The sequence below is a fragment of the Actinacidiphila glaucinigra genome (assembly GCF_035918135.1).
GTDB lineage: Bacteria > Actinomycetota > Actinomycetes > Streptomycetales > Streptomycetaceae > Actinacidiphila > Actinacidiphila glaucinigra.
This window is the reverse complement of record NZ_CP109144.1, coordinates 1993048-2015146: the sequence shown is the minus strand read 5'-3', so window position 1 is coordinate 2015146 and position 22099 is coordinate 1993048. Positions and strand designations below refer to the sequence as shown.

The following is a 22099-nucleotide window of genomic DNA, read 5'->3' as shown; positions in this document are numbered from 1 at the left end:
CCGCGGCTCCACCGCGGGCGGAACGCCCGTGGTCAGGCGCCCCGCGCCTCCGGGTGGTTCAGGCACCAGCCCTCCCACGCGGACTCGACCATCTCGCGGACGCCGCGGGTGGCCGCCCAGCCCAGTTCCCGGCGGATCAGCTCGGACGAGGCGACCACGCTCGCCGGGTCGCCCGCCCGACGCGGCATGATCACCGGCTCGACGTCCTTGCGGCCGGTGACCTCGAGGACGATGTCGATCAGCTCCCGGACGGAGACGCCCTCGCCGCGTCCGATGTTCACCGTCAGGTCGGCGCCGCCGTCCCGCTCGCCGACCCAGCGGGCCGCCGCGAGATGGGCGTCGGCCAGGTCCTCGACGTGGATGTAGTCGCGCACGCACGTGCCGTCGGGGGTCGGGTAGTCGTCCCCGAAGATCTGCGGGGCCTCGCCCCGGGTCAGCTTGTCGAAGACCATCGGGACGATGTTGAACACCCCGGTGTCGGCGAGCCGGGGTTCGGCCGCCCCCGCGACGTTGAAGTAGCGCAGGCAGGCGGTGGAGATCCCGTGCGCCCGCCCGGTCGCGCGGACCAGCCACTCGCCGGCCAGCTTGGTCTCGCCGTACGGGCTGAGCGGCAGGCACGGCGTGGACTCGGTCACCAGCGGCACGTCGGGCAGGCCGTACACGGCGGCGGAGGAGGAGAAGACGAAGCGGCCGATGCCGGCGTCCGCCACCGCCTCCAGCAGCGTCCCGAGGCCGCCCAGGTTCTCCCGGTAGTACCGCAGCGGCTGCTCCACCGACTCGCCGACCTGCTTCCTGGCGGCCAGGTGCACCACCCCCGTCACGCCGTGCTCGGTGATCGCGCGGTCCAGCACGGCGCGGTCCAGGACGGAGCCGGTCACCACCGGGACGTCCGCGGGCACCCTGGCAGGGACACCGGACGAACCGTCGTCGAGCACGACCACGCGCTCTCCCGCGCGACTCATCGCCCGCACCACGTGAGATCCGATGAAGCCGGCCCCGCCGGTGATCAACCAAGTCATGGCGCCACCCTAGTGGCTCGGTGCGCGGGCGGGTGAGCGCAGATCCGCCCCCTCGGAGGCCGCCGCGGCGGGGGCTCGGCCGACAGGGCGCGGACGATCTCCGGGGACGGGCCCCGCACGCCGGCGGCGTCCGGTTGTTCGTCTGCGCCGGCTCGCGGAGTGCCGGGCCTCTACCGCGCCGCGGCAGTACGTGGGGTCGCGGCAGGCGGCCGGACGCGGCACTTCGGCGCGCTCCACGCGCCCCGGTCGTCCTCCGGCGGCCGTTGGCCGTCCCGGCACTCACCGTGACCCCCGGTCTACGCGGTGTACCGGGCGTTGTCGATGTGCGCGTGATCGACCATGATGATCACGCCCAGTGGCCCATCGCATGGGAAACGGCCGGTGAACGGAGCCTTCCGGGAATCCGATAGCCTCTGCCGACACAACCCCGCGCGGCGCGTCGCACCCCGTGCGGCGGCGTCCCCGATGGCGCCGAGCACACTCGTAAGTCCAGGGAGATGAGTCCTTCTGTCGACCGCCATCCTCGCCGGTCCGCCGGTCGCGATGTCGCCGATCGAGGGCGACCTGCGGAACCTCGGCTTCGAGGTCGTCACCGCGGAGGACGCCGCCTCGCTCGCCACATACCTGCAGGCCGTCCCTGCGACCGAGCGCGTCGCCGTGGTCGACCCCGGCTTCGTCGGGCACGTGCACGCATTGCGCCTCGGGCTGACCGACCCCCGCTTCGACGCCTCCGCCCTGCCCGGCGCCGTCTCGGTGCGCCCCGCCGCCCGCGCCGCCCTGGTGCGGGCCGTCGCGGAGACCGGGGAGGAGGGCGAGGGCGAGACCTTCGCCGACCGGCTCGCGGGGCGGATGGAGAAGGACGGCGTGCCCGTCCATCGTCCCGAGCTCGGTGTCCTGGTCGCGACCGTCCCGGCCGACGCCACGGGCCGCGCCGGCGCGGCGGCGGCCGTCGCCGCCGTCGACGACGAGGCGGTGCGGCTGCGCGGCGCCGTGAAGTCCCGCGACGGCTTCTTCACCACGTTCTTCATCAGCCCGTACTCCCGCCACATCGCGCGCTGGTGCGCCCGCCGCGGGCTCACCCCGAACCAGGTGACCACCGCCTCGCTGCTGGTGGCCCTGATCGCGGCCGGCTGTGCGGCCACCGGGACCCGGCCGGGCTTCGTCGCCGCGGGCGCGCTGCTGCTGGCGTCCTTCGTCCTGGACTGCACCGACGGCCAGCTGGCCCGCTACTCGCTGCAGTACTCCACACTCGGCGCATGGCTGGACGCCACCTTCGACCGCGCCAAGGAGTACGCCTACTACGCGGGCCTCGCCCTCGGCGCGGCCCGCGGCGGCGACGACGTCTGGGCGCTGGCGCTCGGCGCCATGGTGCTGCAGACCTGCCGCCATGTCGTGGACTTCGCCTTCGCCGAGACCGACCACGACGCCCGGGCCGGTGCCGCGGTGCTCTCCCGCAAGCTCGACCGCGTCGGCTGGACGGTGTGGCTGCGCCGCATGATCGTGCTGCCCATCGGCGAACGCTGGGCGCTGATCGCGGTGCTCACGGCGGCGACCACGCCGCGCATCACCCTCACCGTGCTCATCGTCGCCTCCGGGCTCGCCGCCTGCTACACCACGGCGGGCCGCGTGCTGCGCTCCGTGCGCCGCAGGACGCCCTCGGGCGGTGCCGCCGCCCGGGCGCTGGCCGACCTCGCCGACACCGGGCCGATCGCCGAGGGCCTGGCCCGTCTCTTCCGCGGCCGCGGAGTCCCCGCGGCCGCGTTGCTGGGCGCGGCAGTGATGATCGCCACGTCCCTGCTGGCCCCGGCCGGCAGCTGGTGGCCGGTGGCCGCAGCCGGCTGCTACGCCGTGACGTCGGCGCTCGCCGTCTCCCGGCCGCTCAAGGGAGCCCTCGACTGGATCGTGCCGCCGGTCTTCCGCGCGGCCGAATACACCACCATCCTGGTGCTCGCGGCGGTCTCCGACGTGAACGGAGCATTGCCCGCGGCTTTCGGGCTGGTGGCCGCGGTCGCCTACCATCACTACGACACGGTGTACCGCATCCGCGGCGGGACCGGGGCGCCCCCGAGGCGCCTGGTCCGCGCGACCGGCGGTCACGAAGGCCGGGCACTGCTGGTCACCGCGGCGGCCGCGGCCCTGGCGCACAACACGGGTTTCACGGTCGCGCTGACGGTTCTCGCCGTCGCGCTGGCGGTGGTGGTGCTCACCGAGAGCATCGGCTTCTGGGTGTCCTCGAAAGCACCCGCTGTACACGACGAAACTGGAGGACCTGAATGATCGGCCTCGTGCTGGCGGCCGGCGCCGGACGGCGACTGCGCCCCTACACCGACACCCTGCCGAAGGCCCTGGTGCCGGTGGACCCGGAGGGGGAGGGGACCACCACCGTCCTGGACCTCACTCTGGGCAACTTCGCCGAGGTCGGCCTGACCGAGGCCGCCATCGTCGTGGGCTACCGCAAGGAGGCCGTCTACGAGCGGCAGGCCGAGCTGGAGGCCAAGTACGGCCTGAAGCTCCACCTCGTCGAGAACGACAAGGCCGAGGAGTGGAACAACGCCTACTCCCTGTGGTGCGCCCGTGACGTCATCAAGGAAGGCGTCATCCTCGCCAACGGCGACACCGTGCACCCGGTCTCCGTGGAGAAGACCCTGCTCGCCGCCCGCGGCGACGGGCAGCGCATCATCCTCGCCCTCGACACGGTCAAGCAGCTCGCCGACGAGGAGATGAAGGTCATCACCGCGGACGGCAAGGGCGTCCAGCGGATCACCAAGCTGATGGACCCGGCGTCCGCGACCGGTGAGTACATCGGCGTCACCCTCATCGAGGCCGAAGCCGGCGCCGACCTGGCCGACGCGCTGAAGGCCACTTTCGAGCGCGACCCGCAGCTGTACTACGAGGACGGCTACCAGGAGCTGGTCAACCGCGGCTTCCAGGTCGACGTCGCCCCCATCGGCGAGGTCTCCTGGGTCGAGATCGACAACCACGACGACCTGAACCGTGCCCGGGAGATCGCGTGCCGGTACTGACGAGGCTCATCCCCTCGCCGGTCGTCGTCGACATCCGTGCCGGAGCCCTGGACGACCTGGCGAGCGTGCTCGCCGACCAGCGCATCTCCAGCTCCGGCAGGCTCGCCATCGCGATAAGCGGGGGCTCCGGGACGGTGCTGCGCGAGCGGCTCGCCCCGGCGCTGCCGGGCGCGGACTGGTACGAGGTGGCCGGCGGCACCATCGACGGTGCCGTGAAGCTCGCCGACGCCATGCGCGGCAGCCGCTACGACGCGGTGGTCGGGCTCGGCGGCGGCAAGATCATCGACGCCGCCAAGTACGCCGCCGCGCGCGTCGGCCTGCCGCTGGTGGCGGTGGCGACGAACCTGTCGCACGACGGCATCTGCTCGCCGGTGTCCACCCTGGACAACGACAACGGCCGCGGCTCCTACGGCGTGCCGACCCCGATCGGGCTCGTCATCGACCTCGACGTGATCCGCGAGGCCCCGGTCCGCTACGTGCGCTCCGGCATCGGCGACGCCCTGTCCAACATCTCGGCGATCGCCGACTGGGAGCTGTCCCACCGCGAGACCGGGGAGCCGATCGACGGACTGGCGGCCGCCATGGCGCGCACCGCCGGCGAGTCGGTGCTCCGCCACCCCGGCGGCACGGGGGAGGACGAGTTCCTGACCGTGCTGTCCGAGGCGCTGGTGCTCACCGGCATCGCGATGTCGATCAGCGGCGACAGCCGCCCCGCGTCCGGGGCGTGCCACGAGATCAGCCACGCGATCGACCTGCTGTACCCCAAGCGGGCCGCCGCCCACGGCGAGCAGGTCGGCATCGCCGCCGCCTTCGCGATGTTCCTGCGCGGCGCCGAGGACGAGGCCGGCCTCTTCGCGGAGGTCCTGCACCGCCACGGGCTGCCCACCACACCGGGTGAAATCGGCTTCACCGAGGCCGAGTTCGTCACGGCCGTCGAATACGCTCCGCAGACCCGCCCCGGGCGTTACACGATCCTGGAGCACCTGCAGCTCTCCACCGACCAGATCAGGGACGCATACGCCGACTATGCCAAAACCATCGGTAGCTGAGCTGCGGCCGGTCGTTCACCCCTCCGGGCTGAAGGACCGTCGCAGCGGTGAGCACTGGGCCGGGCGCATCTACATGCGGGAGATCTCGCTGCGCTGGACCCGGCACCTCGTCAACAGCCGGGTGACCCCCAACCAGCTCACGTACCTCATGATCGTCGCGGGCATCGCGGCCGGCGCGGCGCTGCTGGTGCCCGGCCTGGCCGGAGCCGTGGCGGGCGCGCTGCTGATCCAGCTGTACCTGCTGCTGGACTGCGTCGACGGCGAAGTCGCCCGCTGGCGCAAGCAGACCTCGATCACCGGCGTCTACCTCGACCGGGTGGGGCACTACCTGTCCGAGGCCGCGCTGCTGGTCGGCTTCGGGCTGCGCGCGACGGACCTCTTCCACCGCGACGGCGCCACCACCCAGTGGGGCTGGGCGTTCCTCGGGACGCTGGCCGCGCTCGGCGCGATCCTGATCAAGGCCGAGACGGACCTGGTGGATGTGGCCCGCTCCCGCAGCGGCCTGCCCGCCGTCCAGGACGAGGCCTCCGTGCCCCGGTCCTCCGGTCTGGCGCTGGCCCGCAAGGCCGCCGCCGCGCTGAAGTTCCACCGGCTGGTGGGCGGTGTCGAGGCCTCGCTGCTGATCCTCGCCGCGGGCGTCGCGGACGTCGTCCACGGCGACCTGCTCTTCACCCGCATCGTCGTCTGCCTCCTGGCCGCCATCGCCGTGCTGCAGACGCTGCTGCACCTGGTGTCGATCCTCGCGTCGAGCAGGCTGAGGTGAGCGCCGTGGGGACGTCGGCCGGAACGATCCGCCTCGGCGCGGTGGTCATCACCATGGGCAACCGCCCCGAGGAGCTGCGCGACCTGCTGGACTCGGTCGCCAAGCAGCGCGGCCCGGCGATCGAGATCGCCGTGGTCGGCAACGGGTCGCCGCTGCCCGAGCTGCCCGCCGGCGTGCGGATCGTCGAGCTGCCCGAGAACCTGGGCATCCCCGGCGGCCGCAACGTCGGCATCGAGGCCTTCGGGCCCGGTGGCGGCGAGGTCGACGTGCTGCTGTTCCTGGACGACGACGGGCTGCTGCCGAACGAGGACACCGCGGAGCTGGTCCGTGAGGCCTTCGCCGCGGACCCCGCGCTCGGCATCGTCAGCTTCCGGATCGCCGACCCGGAGTCCGGGAGCACCCAGCGCCGCCACGTCCCCCGGCTGCGGGCCTCCGACCCCCTGCGCTCCTCGCGCGTCACCACCTTCCTCGGCGGCGCCAACGCGGTGCGCACGGAGGTCTTCCGGGAGGTCGGCGGCCTGCCGGGCGAGTTCTTCTACGCCCACGAGGAGACCGACCTCGCCTGGCGGGCCCTCGACGCGGGCTGGATGATCGACTACCGCGCCGACATGGTGCTGTTCCACCCGCTGACCGCCCCGAGCCGGCACGCGGTCTACCACCGCATGGTGGCCCGCAACCGCGTGTGGCTGGCCCGCCGCAACCTGCCGTGGACCCTGGTCCCCGTCTACCTCGGCGTGTGGATGCTGCTGACCCTGCTGCGCAGACCCTCGGGCCCCGCGCTGAGGGCGTGGTTCGGCGGTTTCAAGGAGGGCTGGACGGCCCCGAGCGGCCCGCGCCGGCCCATGCGGTGGCGGACCGTGTGGCGCCTGACCCGACTGGGGCGACCCCCGATCATCTGACAAGCTCGGACGAGAGTGACCCCGCGTGATGGGCAGGGCCCGTGGCGCGCCAAGAGGACGAAAGTGTCAACTGTGAGCGAGACAACGCACGACGGTGCGGTCGCCGTGGGCCCGGTGCCCCCGGCGGGCGGCGGCCTCACGCCGTCCCAGCTGGCGGCCAAGTACGGCCTGTCCGTCAGCGGCGCCCGGCCGGGCCTCGCCGAGTACGTACGGCAGCTGTGGAGCCGCCGCCACTTCATCGCGGCGTTCGCCCGGGCCCGCGTGTCGGCGCAGTACACCCAGGCCCGGCTGGGCCAGCTGTGGCAGGTGCTGACGCCGCTGCTCAACGCGGCCGTCTATTACTTCATCTTCGGCCTGCTGCTGGGCACCGACCGTGGCGTGGACAACTTCATCGCCTTCCTGGTCACCGGCGTCTTCATCTTCACCTTCACCCAGTCCTCGGTGCTCGCGGGGGTGCGCGCGGTCTCGGGCAACCTCGGGCTGATCCGCGCGCTGCACTTCCCGCGGGCGAGCCTGCCGATCGCCTTCACCCTGGTGCAGCTCCAGCAGCTGCTGATGTCGATGTTCGTGCTGCTGGCGATCGTGCTGATGACCGGCGAGGTGCCGGGCCCGTCCTGGCTGCTCGTGGCGCCCGCGCTCGTCCTGCAGTGCGTCTTCAACGCCGGCCTTGCACTGGTCATGGCCAGGCTCGGCAGCAAGATGACCGACCTCGCACAGCTGATGCCGTTCATCCTGCGCACCTGGATGTACGCCTCCGGTGTCATGTACAGCATCAGCCACTTCGCGGCGAGCGCGCCGGCCGTGGTCAAGATCGCCCTGGACGTCAACCCGGCGGCCGTCTACATCGACCTGATGCGCTTCGCGCTGATCGAGAGCTTCACCTCGGAGCAGCTGCCCCCGCACGTGTGGGCGCTGGCGCTGGGCTGGGCCGTGGTCATGGGCATCGGTGGCTTCGTCTACTTCTGGAAGGCCGAGGAGAGGTACGGCCGTGGCTGAGCACAACGACACCGCCCCGGGCGGCGAGCGCGTCCCCACCGTGATCGTGGACGACCTGCACATCGTGTACCGGGTGCACGGCGCCGGCTCGGGCAGGGGCAGCGCCGTCGGCGCCCTGTCCCGGCTGGTCACCCGCAAGGGCGGCAACCCGAACGTCCGCAAGGTGCACGCCGTGCGCGGCGTCAGCTTCACCGCCTACCGCGGCGAGGCGATCGGCCTGATCGGCTCCAACGGCTCGGGCAAGTCCACCATGCTGCGGGCCATCGCCGGCCTGCTGCCCGCGGAGAGCGGAAGGGTCTTCACCGAGGGCCAGCCCTCGCTGCTCGGCGTGAACGCCGCCCTGATGAACGACCTGACCGGCGAGCGCAACGTCATCCTCGGCGGCCTCGCCATGGGCATGTCGCAGGACGAGGTACGGGAGCGCTACGAGCAGATCGTCGAGTTCTCCGGGATCAACGAGAAGGGCGACTTCATCTCGCTCCCGATGCGGACCTACTCCTCCGGCATGGCGGCCCGTCTGCGCTTCTCGATCGCCGCGGCCAAGAGCCATGACGTCCTCATGATCGACGAGGCGCTCGCGACCGGTGACCGCTCCTTCCAGAAGCGCTCGGAGGCGCGGATCCGCGAGCTGCGCAAGGAGGCCGGCACCGTCTTCCTGGTCAGCCACAACAACAAGTCGATCCGCGACACCTGCGACCGCGTGCTCTGGCTGGAGAAGGGCGAGCTGCGCATGGACGGCCCGACAGGTGTCGTCCTGAAGGCGTACGAGGAGTTCACCGCCAAGTGACCCGGCAGACCGGCCCGCGCTCCCGACCGGGTGCGCGGGCCGACGCACGCCTGCGCCCGGGAGCGAGCCCGCAGGGCGCACCGGCGTGCGCCCCGACCCGGCGGCCCGTCGAACTCACCCGCCTCCGCGCGCCGTTCGGCCGAGCTCCCGCCCCGGCCGCGAACCCCGTCCCGTGGAACGCCGTCCGGGCCCGGTACGGATACGCCAAGTGAGTGGGCGCGCGCCCGGCGCATCCGCGGCGCGCGGTGGGCGGGGCGAATGGGGCCGATGATTTTCCCGGGATTTTGCGCGACATCGGGGACGCGAACCCGAGGTTTGTGCGTTCCTGCTTTCGGATCGACATAGGTCCGCCCCCCGGCGCACGCCGGAGCGGGTCCGCGCCGTAAGCTGTAGCGGTACTCAATCGCCGGATCTCGGGCGATACGTCCGGAGAGTCGGTCGAGTGCGGGGACAGCCGGGAGCAGGAATTATAGGAGCGGCGTGTCCGAAATTGGGTGTAATGGGCTATCGGTGTAGAACGGGGGATGTGACGGAAATGGCTCTGTGGACCCCTGGGGAGAAAACGCCCACCGCCCGCACGCCGGGATGTCCACGGTGACCGGATTCAAGCCCGAGACTCGGGCGATCACGGTGCCGGACCCCCATTCACGTGCCGTCCTCGACAAGGCGGCCCGCGAGAACTTCCCCGTCGCGCCCTTCTTCGTACCCCGTTCCTGGCGCGCCGACCTGATGGCGGTCTACGGCTTCGCCCGGCTCGTCGACGACATCGGCGACGGGGACCTGGCCGACGGCGGTCGTACGGACGCCGTGCGGCTGGGGCTGCCCGCCGAGGCGGCCGAGGACCGGCTCGCCATGCTCGACGCCTTCGAGGCGGACCTGCGCCGGGTCTTCGGCGACGGCCCCGACGACGTCCGCCACCCGCTGCTCCGCGCGCTGCGGCCCACCGTCCGGCGGCACGGCCTGACGCCGGCCCCCTTCCTCGGCCTGGTCGAGGCCAACCGCCAGGACCAGGTCGTCCGCCGCTATGCCACCTACGAGGACCTCCTCGCCTACTGCGAGCTGTCGGCGAACCCGGTCGGCCGGCTCGTGCTCGGCATCACCGGCACGGCCACGCCCGAGCGCATCCGCCGCTCGGACGCGATCTGCACCGCGCTGCAGATCATCGAACACCTCCAGGACGTGGCCGAGGACCTCGGCCGCGACCGCATCTACCTGCCCGCCGAGGACATGAAGCGCTTCGGCGTCACCGAAACCGATCTCACCGCCGCGACCGCGGGCGCACAGGTGCGCGCACTGGTTGCGTACGAAGCGGAACGCGCCCGAGACCTCCTGAATGAAGGCACCCCGTTGGTGGGTAGCGTCCACGGCAGGCTCAGGCTGTTGCTCGCCGGGTTCACCGGAGGAGGCCGCGCCGCCCTGAGGGCGATCGCGGACGCGGGGTACGACGTGCTGCCCGGGCCGCCGAAGGCGGGCAGGTTGAGCCTGCTGCGCGAGGTGGGGTCGACATTGCGAAGAGAGGGGTGAGCCGGACTGTGAACGGCTCCGATCGCATGTCCGGACCTGTGCTCGCGGCCTACCGCTACTGCGAGGTCGTCACGGGCCACGAGGCCCGGAACTTCGCCTACGGCATCCGGCTGCTGCCCACCCCCAAGCGCCAGGCGATGTCCGCCCTCTACGCCTTCTCCCGGCGGGTGGACGACATCGGCGACGGCGACCTCGACCTCCCGGAGAAGCAGCGGCGGCTCGACGGCACCCGGGACCTGCTCGCCCGGGTCCTGCAGGGCGCCGTCACCGAGGACGACACCGACCCGGTGGCCGTCGCGCTCACTGACGCCGCCCGCCGCTTCCCGATCCCGCTCGCCGGGCTGGAGGAGCTGATCGACGGCGTCCAGATGGACCTTCGCGGTGACACCTACGAGACGTGGGAGGACCTCGCGTCCTACTGCCGCTGCGTCGCCGGCGCCATCGGCAGGCTCTCGCTCGGCGTCTTCGGCACCGTGCCCGGCGCACCCGGCCGGGAGCACGCGGCGGAGTACGCGGACACCCTGGGCCTCGCCCTGCAACTCACCAACATCCTGCGGGACCTGCGCGAGGACGCCGCCAACGGGCGCACCTACCTGCCCGCGGACGACCTCGCGAAGTTCGGCTGTTCCGCCGGGTTCCTCACCGACACCCCGCCGCCCGGGTCCGACTTCGCAGGCCTGATCGAGTACGAGGTGAAGCGGGCCCGCGCCCTGTTCGCCGAGGGGTACCGGCTGCTGCCCGTGCTGGACCGCCGCAGCGGCGCCTGCGTCTCGGCCATGGCCGGCATCTACCGCCGCCTCCTGGAGCGCATCGCCGCCGATCCCGAGGCCGTCCTGCGCGGCCGGGTCTCGCTGCCCGGCCACCAGAAGGCGTACGTCGCGGCGCGCGGCCTCGCCGGTCTCGACGCCCGACGTGCCGCCAGGGGGCGCGTGTGACACCCGCCCCACCGGCCGCGGGCCTCTGCACCCGCACCGGCAAAAGCACCGCAACCGGCACGGGAGCGGCAGCATCGCGGAAAACCACTGTTTTCCGCCGCCGTGAGGCAACCGCCGCCGTGCCGGCGGCGTCACTGTCGGCAATGGTGCGCCGCGCCACGCGCGGCGGCACCCGGGGGAGGGCGCATGGCTGAGCGCACGGCCGTCGTGATCGGCGGCGGGCTCGCGGGGATGACGGCGGCACTGGCACTGGCCGACGCCGGACTGCGCGTCACCCTGCTCGAGGCCCGGCCGCGGCTGGGTGGGCTCGCCTTCTCCTTCCAGCGCGGCGACCTGACCGTCGACAACGGACAGCACGTCTTCCTGCGCTGCTGCGTGGCCTACCTGCGGTTCCTGGAGCGCATCGACGCGGCCGACCTCGTCACCCTCCAGGACCGGCTCGACGTACCGGTGCTCGACGTGGCGACCCCGCGGCCCCGGCTCGGCCGGCTGCGCCGCGCGGGGCTGCCCGTACCGCTGCACCTGGCCGCGAGCCTGGCCACGTACCCGCATCTCTCCCTGGCCGAGCGGGCGTCCGTCGGGCGCGCCGCGCTCGCGCTGCGCTCGCTCGACCCCGCCGACCCGGCGCTGGACGCCGTGGACTTCGGCACCTGGCTGCGCGAGCACGGCCAGTCGGCCCGCACCATCGAGGCGCTGTGGGACCTGGTCGGCGTGGCGACGCTCAACGCCACGGCCGACGAGGCGTCACTGGGCCTGGCCGCCAAGGTCTTCAAGACCGGTCTGCTCTCCGCCCCGGGCGCCGCGGACATCGGCTGGGCGGCCCGGCCGCTCGGCGAGCTGCACGACGACCGCGCCCGCACCGCCCTGGACAAGGCGGGCGTGCGCACCCTGCTGCGCACCCGCGCCACCTCCCTCACCCGCACGGACGCGTCCGAGCCGGTACGGTCCCGCGACGGCGGCCCCGGCCAGAGCGGACCGGTCTGGGAGGTCGAGGCCGAGACCGGACCCGGACGCGCCGAGCGCTTCACGGCGGACGCCGTCGTCCTGGCCGTGCCGCAGCAGGAGGCCCACGGGCTGCTTCCCGCGGGTGCCCTGGCCGACCAGGACGCGCTGCTGCGCATCGGCACCGCGCCGATCCTCAACGTGCACGTCGTGTACGACCGTCAGGTCATGCGGCAGCCGTTCTTCGCCGCGCTCGGCAGCCCCGTGCAGTGGGTCTTCGACCGCACGGAGCACTCCGGGCTGACCGGCGGCGGCCAGTACGTCGCCCTGTCCCAGTCGGCGGCCCAGGAAGAGATCGACCTCCCCGTGGCCGAGCTGCGAAAGCGCTACCTGCCGGAGCTGGAGCGGCTGCTCCCGGCCGCGCGCGAAGCCGCCGTACTGGACTTCTTCGTCACCAGGGAACGGACCGCGACCTTCGCGCCCCTCCCCGGTGTCGGCGCCCTCCGCCCGGGTTCCCGCACCCGGGCGGACGGCGTCTGGCTCGCCGGCGCTTGGACCGCCACCGGCTGGCCCGCGACGATGGAAAGCGCGGTCCGCAGCGGTTTGCAAGCCTCCCGAGCAGCTTTGACCGCACTCCGCCATCCCTTCGACCCACGTACCTTCGCAATCGAAGGCCTGGAGCCGGTATGAGCATGACCAGTGCAATCCGAGGAGAGAATGTGACCGCTGGCAACGAGCAGATGACCGCGGGCGTCGACAGAGCGACCGTGACCGCGCTCCTGGAGCGCGGCCGCGAGCTGTCCACGCCGGTGCTGCGCGCCGCCGTGGACCGCCTCGCACCCCCGATGGACACCGTCGCCGCCTACCACTTCGGATGGATCGACGCCGCGGGCAACCCGTCCCACGGCGACAGCGGCAAGGCCGTACGTCCCGCACTCGCCCTGCTGTCCGCCGAGGCGGCGGGCGCCGCCCCCGAGGTGGGCGTCCCCGGGGCGGTCGCCGTGGAGCTGGTGCACAACTTCTCCCTGCTGCACGACGACCTGATGGACGGTGACGAGCAGCGCCGCCACCGCGACACCGTGTGGAAGGTGCACGGCCCCGCCCAGGCCATCCTGGTCGGCGACGCGCTCTTCGCCCTCGCCAACGAGATCCTGCTGGAGCAGGGCACCGTCGAGGCCGGCCGGGCCACTCGCCGGATCACCACCGCCACCCGCAAGCTGATCGACGGTCAGGCCCAGGACATCTCCTTCGAGCACCGCGAGCGGGTCACCGTCGAGGAGTGCCTGGAGATGGAGGGCAACAAGACCGGCGCCCTCCTGGCCTGCGCCTGCTCCATCGGCGCGGTGCTCGGCGGCGCCACCGAGGCCGACGCCGACGCCCTGGAGGAGTACGGCTACCACCTCGGTCTGTCGTTCCAGGCCATCGACGACCTGCTGGGCATCTGGGGCGACCCGGCCGCCACCGGCAAGCAGACCTGGAGCGACCTGCGGCAGCGCAAGAAGTCCCTGCCGGTGGTCGCCGCACTGGCCGCGGGCGGCTCCGCCTCGCGGCGCCTCGCCGAACTCCTGGCCGCGGACGCGAAGGCCGCGGATTCTTCGGAGCGCAGCGACATCGAGTCCTTCGACGAGGAAGAGTTCGCCACGCGCGCGGCGTTGATCGAAGAAGCCGGCGGCCGGGAGTGGACTTCCCGGGAAGCCCGCCGGCAGTACGCCACCGCGATCGCCGCACTCGACAAAATGGACATGCCGGGAGAAGTTCGCCGTAAGCTCGTGGGTCTGGCGGATTTCGTGGTGGTTCGCGAGAAGTAAAGACACAACTGGAGCGCAGTACGTCGCCGGCCGGGCGCGCGTGACGGCCGACGGCAGCCCCAACACCGCAGACGGAACGACTGTGCAAAGGGGAAGCCATGACAGCGACGACCGACGGCGGTCCCGGGGGCGAGGCGGCCCGCGGGACACCCTCGGCCAGAACGAAGACCTCGGGCGCGATCCCGGAACCGGCGTCAGGTCCCGGGACCGGCGGCCTCACCGGCCGGACCGAGGAGCTCGCGGCCGAGGCCGCGCGCCGGGCCACCGGCCATCTGCTGGCCCGTCAGCATCCCGACGGCTGGTGGAAGGGCGACCTCGAGACCAACGTCACGATGGACGCCGAGGACCTGCTGCTCCGTCAGTTCCTCGGCATCCAGGACGAGACGGTCACCGGGGCCGCCGGCCGCTGGATCAGGTCCCAGCAGCGCGAGGACGGTGCCTGGCCCACGTTCCACGGCGGCCCCGGCGACCTGTCGGCCACCGTCGAGGCCTACGTCGCGCTGCGGCTCGCGGGAGACGCCCCGGAGGAGCCGTGGATGGCCGCCGCGTCGGCCTTCGTCCGCGAGCGGGGCGGCATCGCGCGGGCGCGGGTCTTCACCCGGATCTGGCTCGCGCTGTTCGGCTGGTGGCGCTGGGACGACCTCCCGGAGCTGCCGCCCGAGCTCATCTACCTGCCCAAGTGGGTCCCGCTCAACATCTACTCCTTCGCCAGCTGGGCCCGGCAGACCATCGTGCCGCTGACCATCGTCGCGGCCCACCGGCCGGTACGGCCCGCCCCGTTCGTCCTCGACGAGCTGCACACCGACCCCGCGCGGCCCAACCCGCCGGTCCCACGGGCGCCGCTGTCCAGCTGGGACGGGTTCTTCCAGCGGGTCGACCGGGCCCTGCACGCCTACCGCAAGGTCAGCGTCCGTCCGCTGCGCAGGGCCGCGATGCGCTCGGCGGCGCGCTGGATCATCGAACGCCAGGAGAACGACGGCTGCTTCGGCGGCATCCAGCCGCCCGCCGTGTACTCCGTCATCGCGCTCCACCTGCTCGGCTACGACCTCGACCACCCCGTGCTGCGCGCCGGACTCAAGGCGCTCGACGAGTTCGCGGTCTGGCCGGACAAGGACACGCGGATGATCGAGGCGTGCCAGTCCCCGGTCTGGGACACCTGCCTCGCCGTCATCGCGCTGGCCGACGCCGGTGTGCCCGCCGACGACCCGGCGCTGGTCAAGGCGGTGGACTGGATGCTGGGGGAGCAGATCACCAAGTCCGGGGACTGGGCCGTGCAACGGCCCGGGCTGCCCTCGGGCGGCTGGGCGTTCGAGTTCCAGAACGACACCTACCCCGACATCGACGACACCGCGGAGGTCGTCCTCGCCCTGATCAGGGTCGACCACCCGGAGCCGGAGCGGGTGAAGGCCTCGGTCGACCGGGGGGTGCGCTGGAACGTCGGGATGCAGTCGAAGAACGGCGCCTGGGGCGCCTTCGACGCCGACAACACCAGTGCCTTCCCCAACCGGCTGCCCTTCTGCGACTTCGGCGAGGTCATCGACCCGCCGTCGGCCGACGTCACGGCCCACGTGGTCGAGATGCTGGCCGCCCTCGGCCTGGAGCACGCCCCGCACACCCGGCGCGGGATCGACTGGCTGCTCGCCGAACAGGAGCGCAGCGGCGCCTGGTTCGGCCGCTGGGGCGTCAACTACATCTACGGCACCGGGTCGGTGGTCCCGGCCCTCGTGGCGGCCGGCCTCCCGGCGTCCCACCCCGCGATCCGGCGGGCGGTGGACTGGCTGGAGTCCGTGCAGAACGAGGACGGGGGCTGGGGCGAGGACCTGCGCTCGTACTCCTCCGCCGAGTGGGTCGGCCGCGGCGAGTCCACCGCCTCCCAGACGGCCTGGGCGCTGCTTGCCCTGCTGGCGGCCGGTGAACGCGAGGGGGAGTCGGTACGGCGCGGGGTGCGCTGGCTGGCCAGGACCCAGAACGAGGACGGGTCCTGGGACGAGCCGTACTTCACCGGCACCGGCTTCCCCAGGGACTTCTCCATCAACTACCACCTCTACCGGATGGTCTTCCCGCTCACCGCGCTCGGGCGCTACGTGCGCGGCGAGCCGTTCGGCGGGCTACGGAAGGGGGCCTGATGGGGCCGTCCGGCCCACCTCTGGTCATCGTCTGCGCGCTGCGGGTGGAACGGTTCGCCCTTCGCGGCGGCGACCGCAGCCACGCGGCCGGCCCGGTCGCCTTCGTGCGCACGGGCATGGGGCCGCAGGCCGCGGAACGCGCCGTCACCGCCGCGCTGCGCGACCCCGCCCTGGACGGTGCGGCCGTCCTCACCACCGGCTTCTGCGCCGGTCTGGCCCCCGGGATGCGGCCGGGCGACGTGGTCGTCGCCGACGAGCCGCCCGACGGGGAATCACTCGCCGCCGCCCTCAAGGCGGCGGGACACACCGTGCACGTCGGCCGGCTCGCCGAGTCGGACCACGTCGTACGGGGCCCGGAGCGTGCCGCGCTCCGGGCCACTGGTGCCGTCGCCGTCGACATGGAGTCGGCGGCGATGATGCGGGCCGCGCTCGCCCGGGGTCCACGCCCGGTCGCCGCGGCCCGCGTGGTCGTCGACACGCCCGAGTTCGAGCTCGTGCGGGTCGGCACGCTCCGCACGGGGATCACCGCTTTCCGCGTGCTGAGGGACCTTCTTCCTGCCTTTCTCGACTGGCACCGCTCTACTGCGCTCCCCTGGAGGTGAGCTAGATGGCCATGCCGCTTCGACAGTCCATCAGGGTCGGCACCTATCTCTTCGAACAGAAAATGCTCCGCAGGCGTGAGAAGTTCCCGCTCATCGTCGAACTCGAGCCGCTTTTCGCCTGCAACCTGAAATGCGAGGGGTGCGGGAAGATCCAGCACCCGGCGGGCGTGCTGAAGCAGCGTATGCCGGTGGCACAGGCCGTGGGCGCCGTCCTGGAATCGGGCGCGCCGATGGTGTCGATCGCCGGCGGCGAACCGCTGATGCACCCGCAGATCGACGAGATCGTGCGGCAGCTGGTGGCGAAGAGGAAGTACGTCTTCCTCTGCACCAACGCCATGCTGCTGCGCAAGAAGTTGGAGAACTTCACGCCCTCGCCCTACTTCGCGTTCGCCGTGCACATCGACGGACTGCGCGAACGGCACGACGAGTCGGTCGCGAAAGAAGGCGTCTTCGACGAGGCGGTGGAGGCGATCAAGGAGGCCAAGCGGCGCGGTTTCCGGGTCACCACCAATTCGACCTTCTTCAACACCGACACCCCGCAGACCATCATCGAGGTCCTCAACTTCCTCAATGACGATCTGCAGGTCGACGAGATGATGATCTCGCCGGCCTATGCCTACGAGAAGGCTCCCGACCAGGAGCACTTCCTGGGCGTGGAACAGACCCGCGAACTGTTCAAGAAGGCCTTCGCGGGCGGGAACCGGAAGAAGTGGCGGCTCAACCACAGCCCTCTCTTCCTGGACTTCCTCGAGGGCAAGGTCGACTTCCCGTGCACCGCCTGGGCGATTCCCAACTACTCCCTGTTCGGCTGGCAGCGCCCCTGCTACCTGATGAGCGACGGTTACGTGACCACGTACAAGGAGCTCGTCGAGGACACCGACTGGAGCAAGTACGGCCGCGGCAAGGACCCGCGCTGCGCCAACTGCATGGCGCACTGCGGCTACGAGCCGACCGCCGTCCTGGCCACGATGACCTCCCTCAAGGAGTCCATCAGGGCGACCCGGGAGACCGTCACCGGCAACCGCGGGAAGTGACGTCGCGATGACAGCTGTCGAGCCCGTCGCGCTCGGCCTGCCCTCCGTACCGGCCCGGCCACTCGCGGAGCGCCGCCGTTCGCGGCGCATCCAGGTCGGGCCGGTGGCGGTGGGCGGCGACGCCCCCGTCTCGGTCCAGTCGATGACGACCACGCTCACCGCCGACGTCAACGCGACCCTGCAGCAGATCGCCGAACTGACCGCGTCCGGCTGCCAGATCGTCCGCGTGGCCTGCCCGTCGCAGGACGACGCGGACGCGCTGCCGCAGATCGCCAGGAAGTCGCAGATCCCGGTGATCGCGGACATCCACTTCCAGCCGAAGTATGTGTTCGCGGCGATCGACGCGGGGTGTGCGGCGGTGCGGGTGAACCCGGGGAACATCCGGCAGTTCGACGACAAGGTGAAGGAGATCGCCAGGGCGGCCTCCGACGCCGGCACCCCGATCCGGATCGGGGTGAACGCCGGGTCGCTGGACAGGCGGCTGCTGGAGAAGTACGGCAAGGCCACCCCGGAGGCGCTGGTGGAGTCGGCGTTGTGGGAGTGCTCGCTGTTCGAGGAGCACGGGTTCCGGGACATCAAGATCTCGGTGAAGCACAACGACCCGGTGGTGATGGTCAACGCGTACCGGTTGCTGGCGGCGCAGTGCGACTATCCGCTGCACCTGGGTGTGACGGAGGCGGGTCCGGCGTTCCAGGGGACGATCAAGTCGGCGGTGGCGTTCGGTGCGCTGCTGAGCGAGGGGATCGGTGACACGATCCGGGTGTCGTTGTCGGCGCCTCCGGCGGAGGAGGTCAAGGTCGGTATCCAGATCCTGGAGTCGCTGAATCTGCGGCAGCGGCGGCTGGAGATCGTCTCGTGTCCGTCGTGCGGGCGTGCGCAGGTGGATGTGTACAAGCTGGCGGACCAGGTGACGGCGGGCCTTGAGGGCATGGAGGTTCCGCTGCGGGTCGCGGTGATGGGCTGTGTCGTCAACGGTCCCGGTGAGGCGCGTGAGGCGGACCTGGGGGTGGCCTCGGGCAACGGCAAGGGGCAGATCTTCGTCAAGGGCGAAGTCATCAAGACCGTGCCGGAGTCGAAGATCGTGGAGACCCTCATCGAGGAGGCCATGAAGCTCGCCGAGCGCATGCAGGCCGACGGAGTGCCGTCAGGAGACCCCCAGATCAGTGTGAGCTAAAGCGAAACAATCCCCAGTAGGGGAGCGAGGTGGGAAAGTGTCGCTGCTCGAGAACATCCGTGGTCCGCGCGACCTGAAGGCCCTTCCGCCGGAGCGGCTGGGCGAACTCGCAGTGGAGATCCGTGAATTCCTGGTCCAGGCGGTGGCCAGGACCGGGGGGCACCTGGGACCCAATCTGGGCGTGGTCGAACTGACGGTCGCCCTGCACCGGGTCTTCGACTCGCCGGCCGACCGCATCCTGTGGGACACGGGTCACCAGTCCTACGTCCACAAGATCCTGACCGGCCGTCAGGACTTCTCCAAACTGCGCCGCAAGGGGGGTCTGTCCGGCTACCCCTCGCGCGCCGAGTCCGAGCACGACGTCATCGAGAACAGCCACGCCTCCACGGTGCTCGGCTGGGCCGACGGCCTCACCAAGGCCAACCAGGTGCTCGGCCGGCAGGACCACGTCGTGGCCGTCATCGGCGACGGCGCGCTCACCGGTGGCATGGCCTGGGAGGCGCTGAACAACATCGCCGCCGCCAAGGACCGCCCGCTGATCATCGTCGTCAACGACAACGAGCGCTCCTACGCGCCCACCATCGGCGGCCTCGCCAACCACCTGGCGACCCTGCGCACCACGGACGGCTACGAGCGCTTCCTGGCCTGGGGCAAGCAGGTGCTCCAGCAGACACCCGTCGTCGGCAAGCCGCTGTACGAGTCCCTGCACGGCGCCAAGAAGGGCTTCAAGGACGCCTTCGCCCCGCAGGGAATGTTCGAGGACCTGGGCCTGAAGTACCTCGGCCCGATCGACGGACACGACGTCGCCGCGGTCGAGTCCGCGCTGCGCCGGGCCCGGCGCTTCCACGGTCCCGTCCTCGTCCACTGCCTCACCGAGAAGGGCCGCGGCTACGCCTTCGCCGAGCGCGACGAGGCGGACCGCTTCCACGCCGTGGGCGCGATGGACCCGCTCACCTGTGAACCGCTCACCCCGTCGAGCGGCCCGAAGTGGACGTCGGTCTTCGGCAACGAGATGGTCCGGATCGGCGCCGAGCGCCCCGAGGTCGTGGCGATCACGGCGGCCATGCTGCAGCCGGTCGGCCTGGAGAAGTTCGCCAAGGCCTTCCCGCGCCGCGTGTACGACGTCGGGATCGCCGAGCAGCACGCGGCGGTCTCGGCCGCGGGCCTGGCGACCGGCGGCCTGCACCCGGTGGTCGCCGTGTACGCGACCTTCCTCAACCGCGCCTTCGACCAGGTGCTGATGGACGTCGCGCTGCACAAGTGCGGCGTCACCTTCGTGCTGGACCGGGCCGGCGTCACCGGCGACGACGGCGCCTCGCACAACGGCATGTGGGACATGTCGATCCTCCAGGTCGTCCCGGGCCTGCGGATCGCCGCGCCGCGCGACGCCGACCAACTGCGCGCGCAGCTCCGCGAGGCGATCGACGTCGACGACGCGCCCACCGTCGTCCGCTTCCCCAAGGAGACCGTCGGCGAGGCGCTGCCGGCCATCGACCGGGTCGGCGGCATGGACGTGCTGCACCGCGGCGACCGGCCGGACGTGCTGATGATCTCCGTCGGCGCCCTCGGCTCGGTCTCCCTGGCCGCGGCCGCCCTGCTGCGCGAACGCGGCGTCGGCGTCACGGTCGTCGACCCCCGCTGGGTCAAGCCGCTCGACGCGGAGCTGCCCGCGCTCGCCGCCCGGCACCGCATGGTCGCCGTCGTCGAGGACAACGGCCGTGCCGGGGGCGTGGGTTCCGCGGTGGCACAGGCCCTGCGCGACGCGGAGACCGATGTGCCGGTCCGCGACTTCGGCATCCCGCAGCAGTTCCTGGCGCACGCCAAGCGGGGCGAGGTGCTCGCCGACATCGGGCTCACCCCCGCCGAGATCGCCGGCCGGATCGGGGCCACCCTGGCCCGTCTCACGGCGGACGAGCAGCACCCGGACGAGAGGCACCTGAGCGATGACACCGCCCGATCCTGAGCCCAAGGGGTTCGACCTGGCGACCCTGCTGGCCGAGCGCGGAGCCGAGCGCTACGACCTGCACGCCAGGTACCTCAACCACCAGTTGCCGCGCATGCTGCACACCATCGGCTTCGACAAGGTCTACGAGCGGGCCGAGGGCGCGTACTTCTGGGACGAGGAGGGCCGGGACCACCTCGACATGCTCGCCGGCTTCGGGGTGATGGGCCTGGGCCGCCACCACCCCGTCGTCCGCAAGGCGCTGCACGACGTCCTGGACGCCGGGCTGGCGGACCTCACCCGCTTCGACTGCCAGCCGCTGCCGGGCCTGCTCGCGGAGAAGCTGCTGTCGTATGCGCCGGGCCTGGACCGGGTGTTCTTCGGGAACAGCGGCACCGAGGCCGTCGAGACGGCCCTGAAGTTCGCCCGCTACGCCACCGGCCGGCCCCGCGTGCTCTACTGCGACCACGCCTTCCACGGGCTGACCACCGGCTCGCTGTCCGTCAACGGCGAGGGCGGCTTCCGGGAGGGCTTCGACCCGTTGCTCCCCGACACCGCCGTGCCCCTGGGCGACCTTGCGGCCCTGGAGCGTGAGCTGGCCAAGGGCGACGTGGCCGCGCTGATCGTCGAGCCGATCCAGGGCAAGGGCGTGCACGCCGCGCCGCCCGGCTACCTGCGGGCGGCGCAGGAACTGCTGCACCGGCACAAGGCGCTGCTCGTCGCCGACGAGGTGCAGACGGGCCTCGGCCGCACTGGCGACTTCTTCGCCTACCAGCACGAAGAGGGCGTCGAGCCGGACCTGGTGTGCGTGGCCAAGGCACTGTCGGGCGGCTATGTCCCCGTGGGCGCCACCCTCGGCAAGGACTGGATCTTCAAGAAGGTCTACTCGTCCATGGACCGGGTGCTGGTGCACTCGGCGAGCTTCGGCTCCAACGCCCAGGCCATGGCGGCGGGGCTGGCCACCCTCGCGGTGATGGAGGACGAGAAGGTCGTCGCCAACGCGCGGGTCACCGGGGACCTGCTCCGCGACCGCCTCGCGGCCCTCGTCGACCGCTACGAGCTGCTGTACGAGGTCCGCGGCAGGGGCCTGATGATCGGCATCGAGTTCGGCCGGCCGAAGTCGCTGGGGCTGCGCAGCCGCTGGACGATGCTGCAGGCGGCCCGCAAGGGGCTCTTCGCGCAGATGGTGGTCGTGCCGCTGCTGCAGCGGCACCGTATCCTCACCCAGGTCTCCGGGGACCACCTGGAGGTGATCAAGCTGATCCCTCCGCTGGTCATCGGCGAGCGGGAGGTGGACCGCTTCGTGGACGCCTTCACCGCCGTGATGGACGACGCACACGGCGGCGGTGGCCTGATGTGGGAGTTCGGCCGGACACTGGTGAAGCAGGCGGTCGCGGGCCGCTGACCCGGGCCGTCGCCCGGCCCACGGTCCTTGCCTCTGAGGCAAAATTTTTGCCTCAGAGGCGAATCGTGTCT

The 22099-nt window shown here is 71.9% G+C and carries 18 protein-coding genes; 17 read left to right on the top strand and 1 reads right to left on the bottom strand.

Features of this window, described 5'->3' with window-relative positions; all coding sequences use genetic code 11:
• Positions 1–32: 32 nt before the first annotated feature.
• Positions 33–1019: a UDP-glucose 4-epimerase GalE gene (gene galE / locus OIE69_RS08925; RefSeq protein ID WP_326571406.1), complete on the bottom strand. Its 987-nt coding sequence runs from the start codon at positions 1017–1019 to the stop codon at positions 33–35.
• A gap of 507 nt (positions 1020–1526) precedes the next feature.
• Here galE and OIE69_RS08920 point away from each other — a divergent pair.
• From OIE69_RS08920 to OIE69_RS08840, 17 genes are all read left to right on the top strand, one after another.
• Positions 1527–3296, top strand: a complete 1770-nt coding sequence (locus OIE69_RS08920) for a DUF5941 domain-containing protein (protein WP_326581059.1) — start codon at positions 1527–1529, stop codon at positions 3294–3296.
• Positions 3293–4042 carry a phosphocholine cytidylyltransferase family protein gene (locus OIE69_RS08915; protein ID WP_326571405.1) on the top strand — a complete coding sequence of 250 codons (750 nt, stop codon included), beginning with the start codon at positions 3293–3295 and terminating at the stop codon, positions 4040–4042. Before OIE69_RS08920 ends, OIE69_RS08915 begins: the two co-directional genes overlap by 4 nt.
• Positions 4030–5091, top strand: coding sequence for an iron-containing alcohol dehydrogenase family protein (locus tag OIE69_RS08910; RefSeq protein WP_326571404.1), 1062 nt, complete (start codon positions 4030–4032; stop codon positions 5089–5091). The genes OIE69_RS08915 and OIE69_RS08910 overlap by 13 nt, the downstream gene beginning before the upstream one ends.
• The gene (locus OIE69_RS08905; RefSeq protein ID WP_326571403.1) at positions 5069–5854 is read left to right on the top strand and encodes a CDP-alcohol phosphatidyltransferase family protein; all 786 of its coding nucleotides are present in this window, start codon (positions 5069–5071) and stop codon (positions 5852–5854) included. Before OIE69_RS08910 ends, OIE69_RS08905 begins: the two co-directional genes overlap by 23 nt.
• Positions 5855–5907: 53 nt before the next feature.
• Positions 5908–6753, top strand: coding sequence for a glycosyltransferase family 2 protein (locus tag OIE69_RS08900; protein ID WP_326581057.1), 846 nt, complete (start codon positions 5908–5910; stop codon positions 6751–6753).
• A 72-nt stretch (positions 6754–6825) separates the two neighbouring features.
• Positions 6826–7749: an ABC transporter permease gene (locus tag OIE69_RS08895; protein WP_326571402.1), complete on the top strand. Its 924-nt coding sequence runs from the start codon at positions 6826–6828 to the stop codon at positions 7747–7749.
• A complete protein-coding gene (locus tag OIE69_RS08890) occupies positions 7742–8536 on the top strand; it encodes an ABC transporter ATP-binding protein (protein ID WP_326571401.1) in 795 nt (264 codons plus the stop codon). Before OIE69_RS08895 ends, OIE69_RS08890 begins: the two co-directional genes overlap by 8 nt.
• 594 nt (positions 8537–9130) lie before the next feature.
• Positions 9131–10060: a squalene synthase HpnC gene (hpnC, locus tag OIE69_RS08885; protein WP_392567483.1), complete on the top strand. Its 930-nt coding sequence runs from the start codon at positions 9131–9133 to the stop codon at positions 10058–10060.
• Between the two features lie 26 nt (positions 10061–10086).
• Positions 10087–10995 (top strand): presqualene diphosphate synthase HpnD, encoded by a 909-nt coding sequence (gene hpnD / locus OIE69_RS08880; RefSeq protein ID WP_326571399.1) that lies wholly within the window; start codon positions 10087–10089, stop codon positions 10993–10995.
• 186 nt (positions 10996–11181) lie between these two features.
• A complete protein-coding gene (hpnE, locus tag OIE69_RS08875; RefSeq protein ID WP_326571398.1) occupies positions 11182–12627 on the top strand; it encodes a hydroxysqualene dehydroxylase HpnE in 1446 nt (481 codons plus the stop codon).
• Entirely contained in the window at positions 12624–13745 is a 1122-nt protein-coding gene (locus OIE69_RS08870) for a polyprenyl synthetase family protein (protein ID WP_326571397.1), read from the top strand. Before hpnE ends, OIE69_RS08870 begins: the two co-directional genes overlap by 4 nt.
• 98 nt (positions 13746–13843) lie before the next feature.
• The gene (shc, locus tag OIE69_RS08865; RefSeq protein ID WP_326571396.1) at positions 13844–15871 is read left to right on the top strand and encodes a squalene--hopene cyclase; all 2028 of its coding nucleotides are present in this window, start codon (positions 13844–13846) and stop codon (positions 15869–15871) included.
• Positions 15871–16473, top strand: a complete 603-nt coding sequence (locus OIE69_RS08860) for a phosphorylase family protein (RefSeq protein WP_326571395.1) — start codon at positions 15871–15873, stop codon at positions 16471–16473. Before shc ends, OIE69_RS08860 begins: the two co-directional genes overlap by 1 nt.
• Before the next feature lie 5 nt (positions 16474–16478).
• Positions 16479–17507 carry an adenosyl-hopene transferase HpnH gene (gene hpnH, locus OIE69_RS08855; protein ID WP_326571394.1) on the top strand — a complete coding sequence of 343 codons (1029 nt, stop codon included), beginning with the start codon at positions 16479–16481 and terminating at the stop codon, positions 17505–17507.
• Positions 17508–17514: 7 nt separating this feature from the next.
• Positions 17515–18681 (top strand): flavodoxin-dependent (E)-4-hydroxy-3-methylbut-2-enyl-diphosphate synthase, encoded by a 1167-nt coding sequence (gene ispG, locus OIE69_RS08850; protein ID WP_326571393.1) that lies wholly within the window; start codon positions 17515–17517, stop codon positions 18679–18681.
• A 37-nt stretch (positions 18682–18718) separates the two neighbouring features.
• A complete protein-coding gene (dxs, locus tag OIE69_RS08845) occupies positions 18719–20644 on the top strand; it encodes a 1-deoxy-D-xylulose-5-phosphate synthase (RefSeq protein WP_326571392.1) in 1926 nt (641 codons plus the stop codon).
• Positions 20625–22028, top strand: coding sequence for an aspartate aminotransferase family protein (locus OIE69_RS08840; protein WP_326571391.1), 1404 nt, complete (start codon positions 20625–20627; stop codon positions 22026–22028). Before dxs ends, OIE69_RS08840 begins: the two co-directional genes overlap by 20 nt.
• The last annotated feature ends 71 nt before the right edge of the window (positions 22029–22099 follow it).

Coding starts and splice junctions, on each gene's coding strand:
- shc (WP_326571396.1), top strand. CDS start 13,844: ATGACAGCGACGACCGACGGCGGTCCCGGGGGCGAGGCGGCCCGCGGG.
- hpnH (WP_326571394.1), top strand. CDS start 16,479: ATGGCCATGCCGCTTCGACAGTCCATCAGGGTCGGCACCTATCTCTTC.
- OIE69_RS08840 (WP_326571391.1), top strand. CDS start 20,625: ATGACACCGCCCGATCCTGAGCCCAAGGGGTTCGACCTGGCGACCCTG.
- OIE69_RS08860 (WP_326571395.1), top strand. CDS start 15,871: ATGGGGCCGTCCGGCCCACCTCTGGTCATCGTCTGCGCGCTGCGGGTG.
- hpnE (WP_326571398.1), top strand. CDS start 11,182: ATGGCTGAGCGCACGGCCGTCGTGATCGGCGGCGGGCTCGCGGGGATG.
- OIE69_RS08900 (WP_326581057.1), top strand. CDS start 5,908: ATGGGCAACCGCCCCGAGGAGCTGCGCGACCTGCTGGACTCGGTCGCC.
- OIE69_RS08870 (WP_326571397.1), top strand. CDS start 12,624: ATGAGCATGACCAGTGCAATCCGAGGAGAGAATGTGACCGCTGGCAAC.
- OIE69_RS08915 (WP_326571405.1), top strand. CDS start 3,293: ATGATCGGCCTCGTGCTGGCGGCCGGCGCCGGACGGCGACTGCGCCCC.
- ispG (WP_326571393.1), top strand. CDS start 17,515: ATGACAGCTGTCGAGCCCGTCGCGCTCGGCCTGCCCTCCGTACCGGCC.
- galE (WP_326571406.1), bottom strand. CDS start 1,019: ATGACTTGGTTGATCACCGGCGGGGCCGGCTTCATCGGATCTCACGTG.
- OIE69_RS08905 (WP_326571403.1), top strand. CDS start 5,069: ATGCCAAAACCATCGGTAGCTGAGCTGCGGCCGGTCGTTCACCCCTCC.
- hpnD (WP_326571399.1), top strand. CDS start 10,087: ATGTCCGGACCTGTGCTCGCGGCCTACCGCTACTGCGAGGTCGTCACG.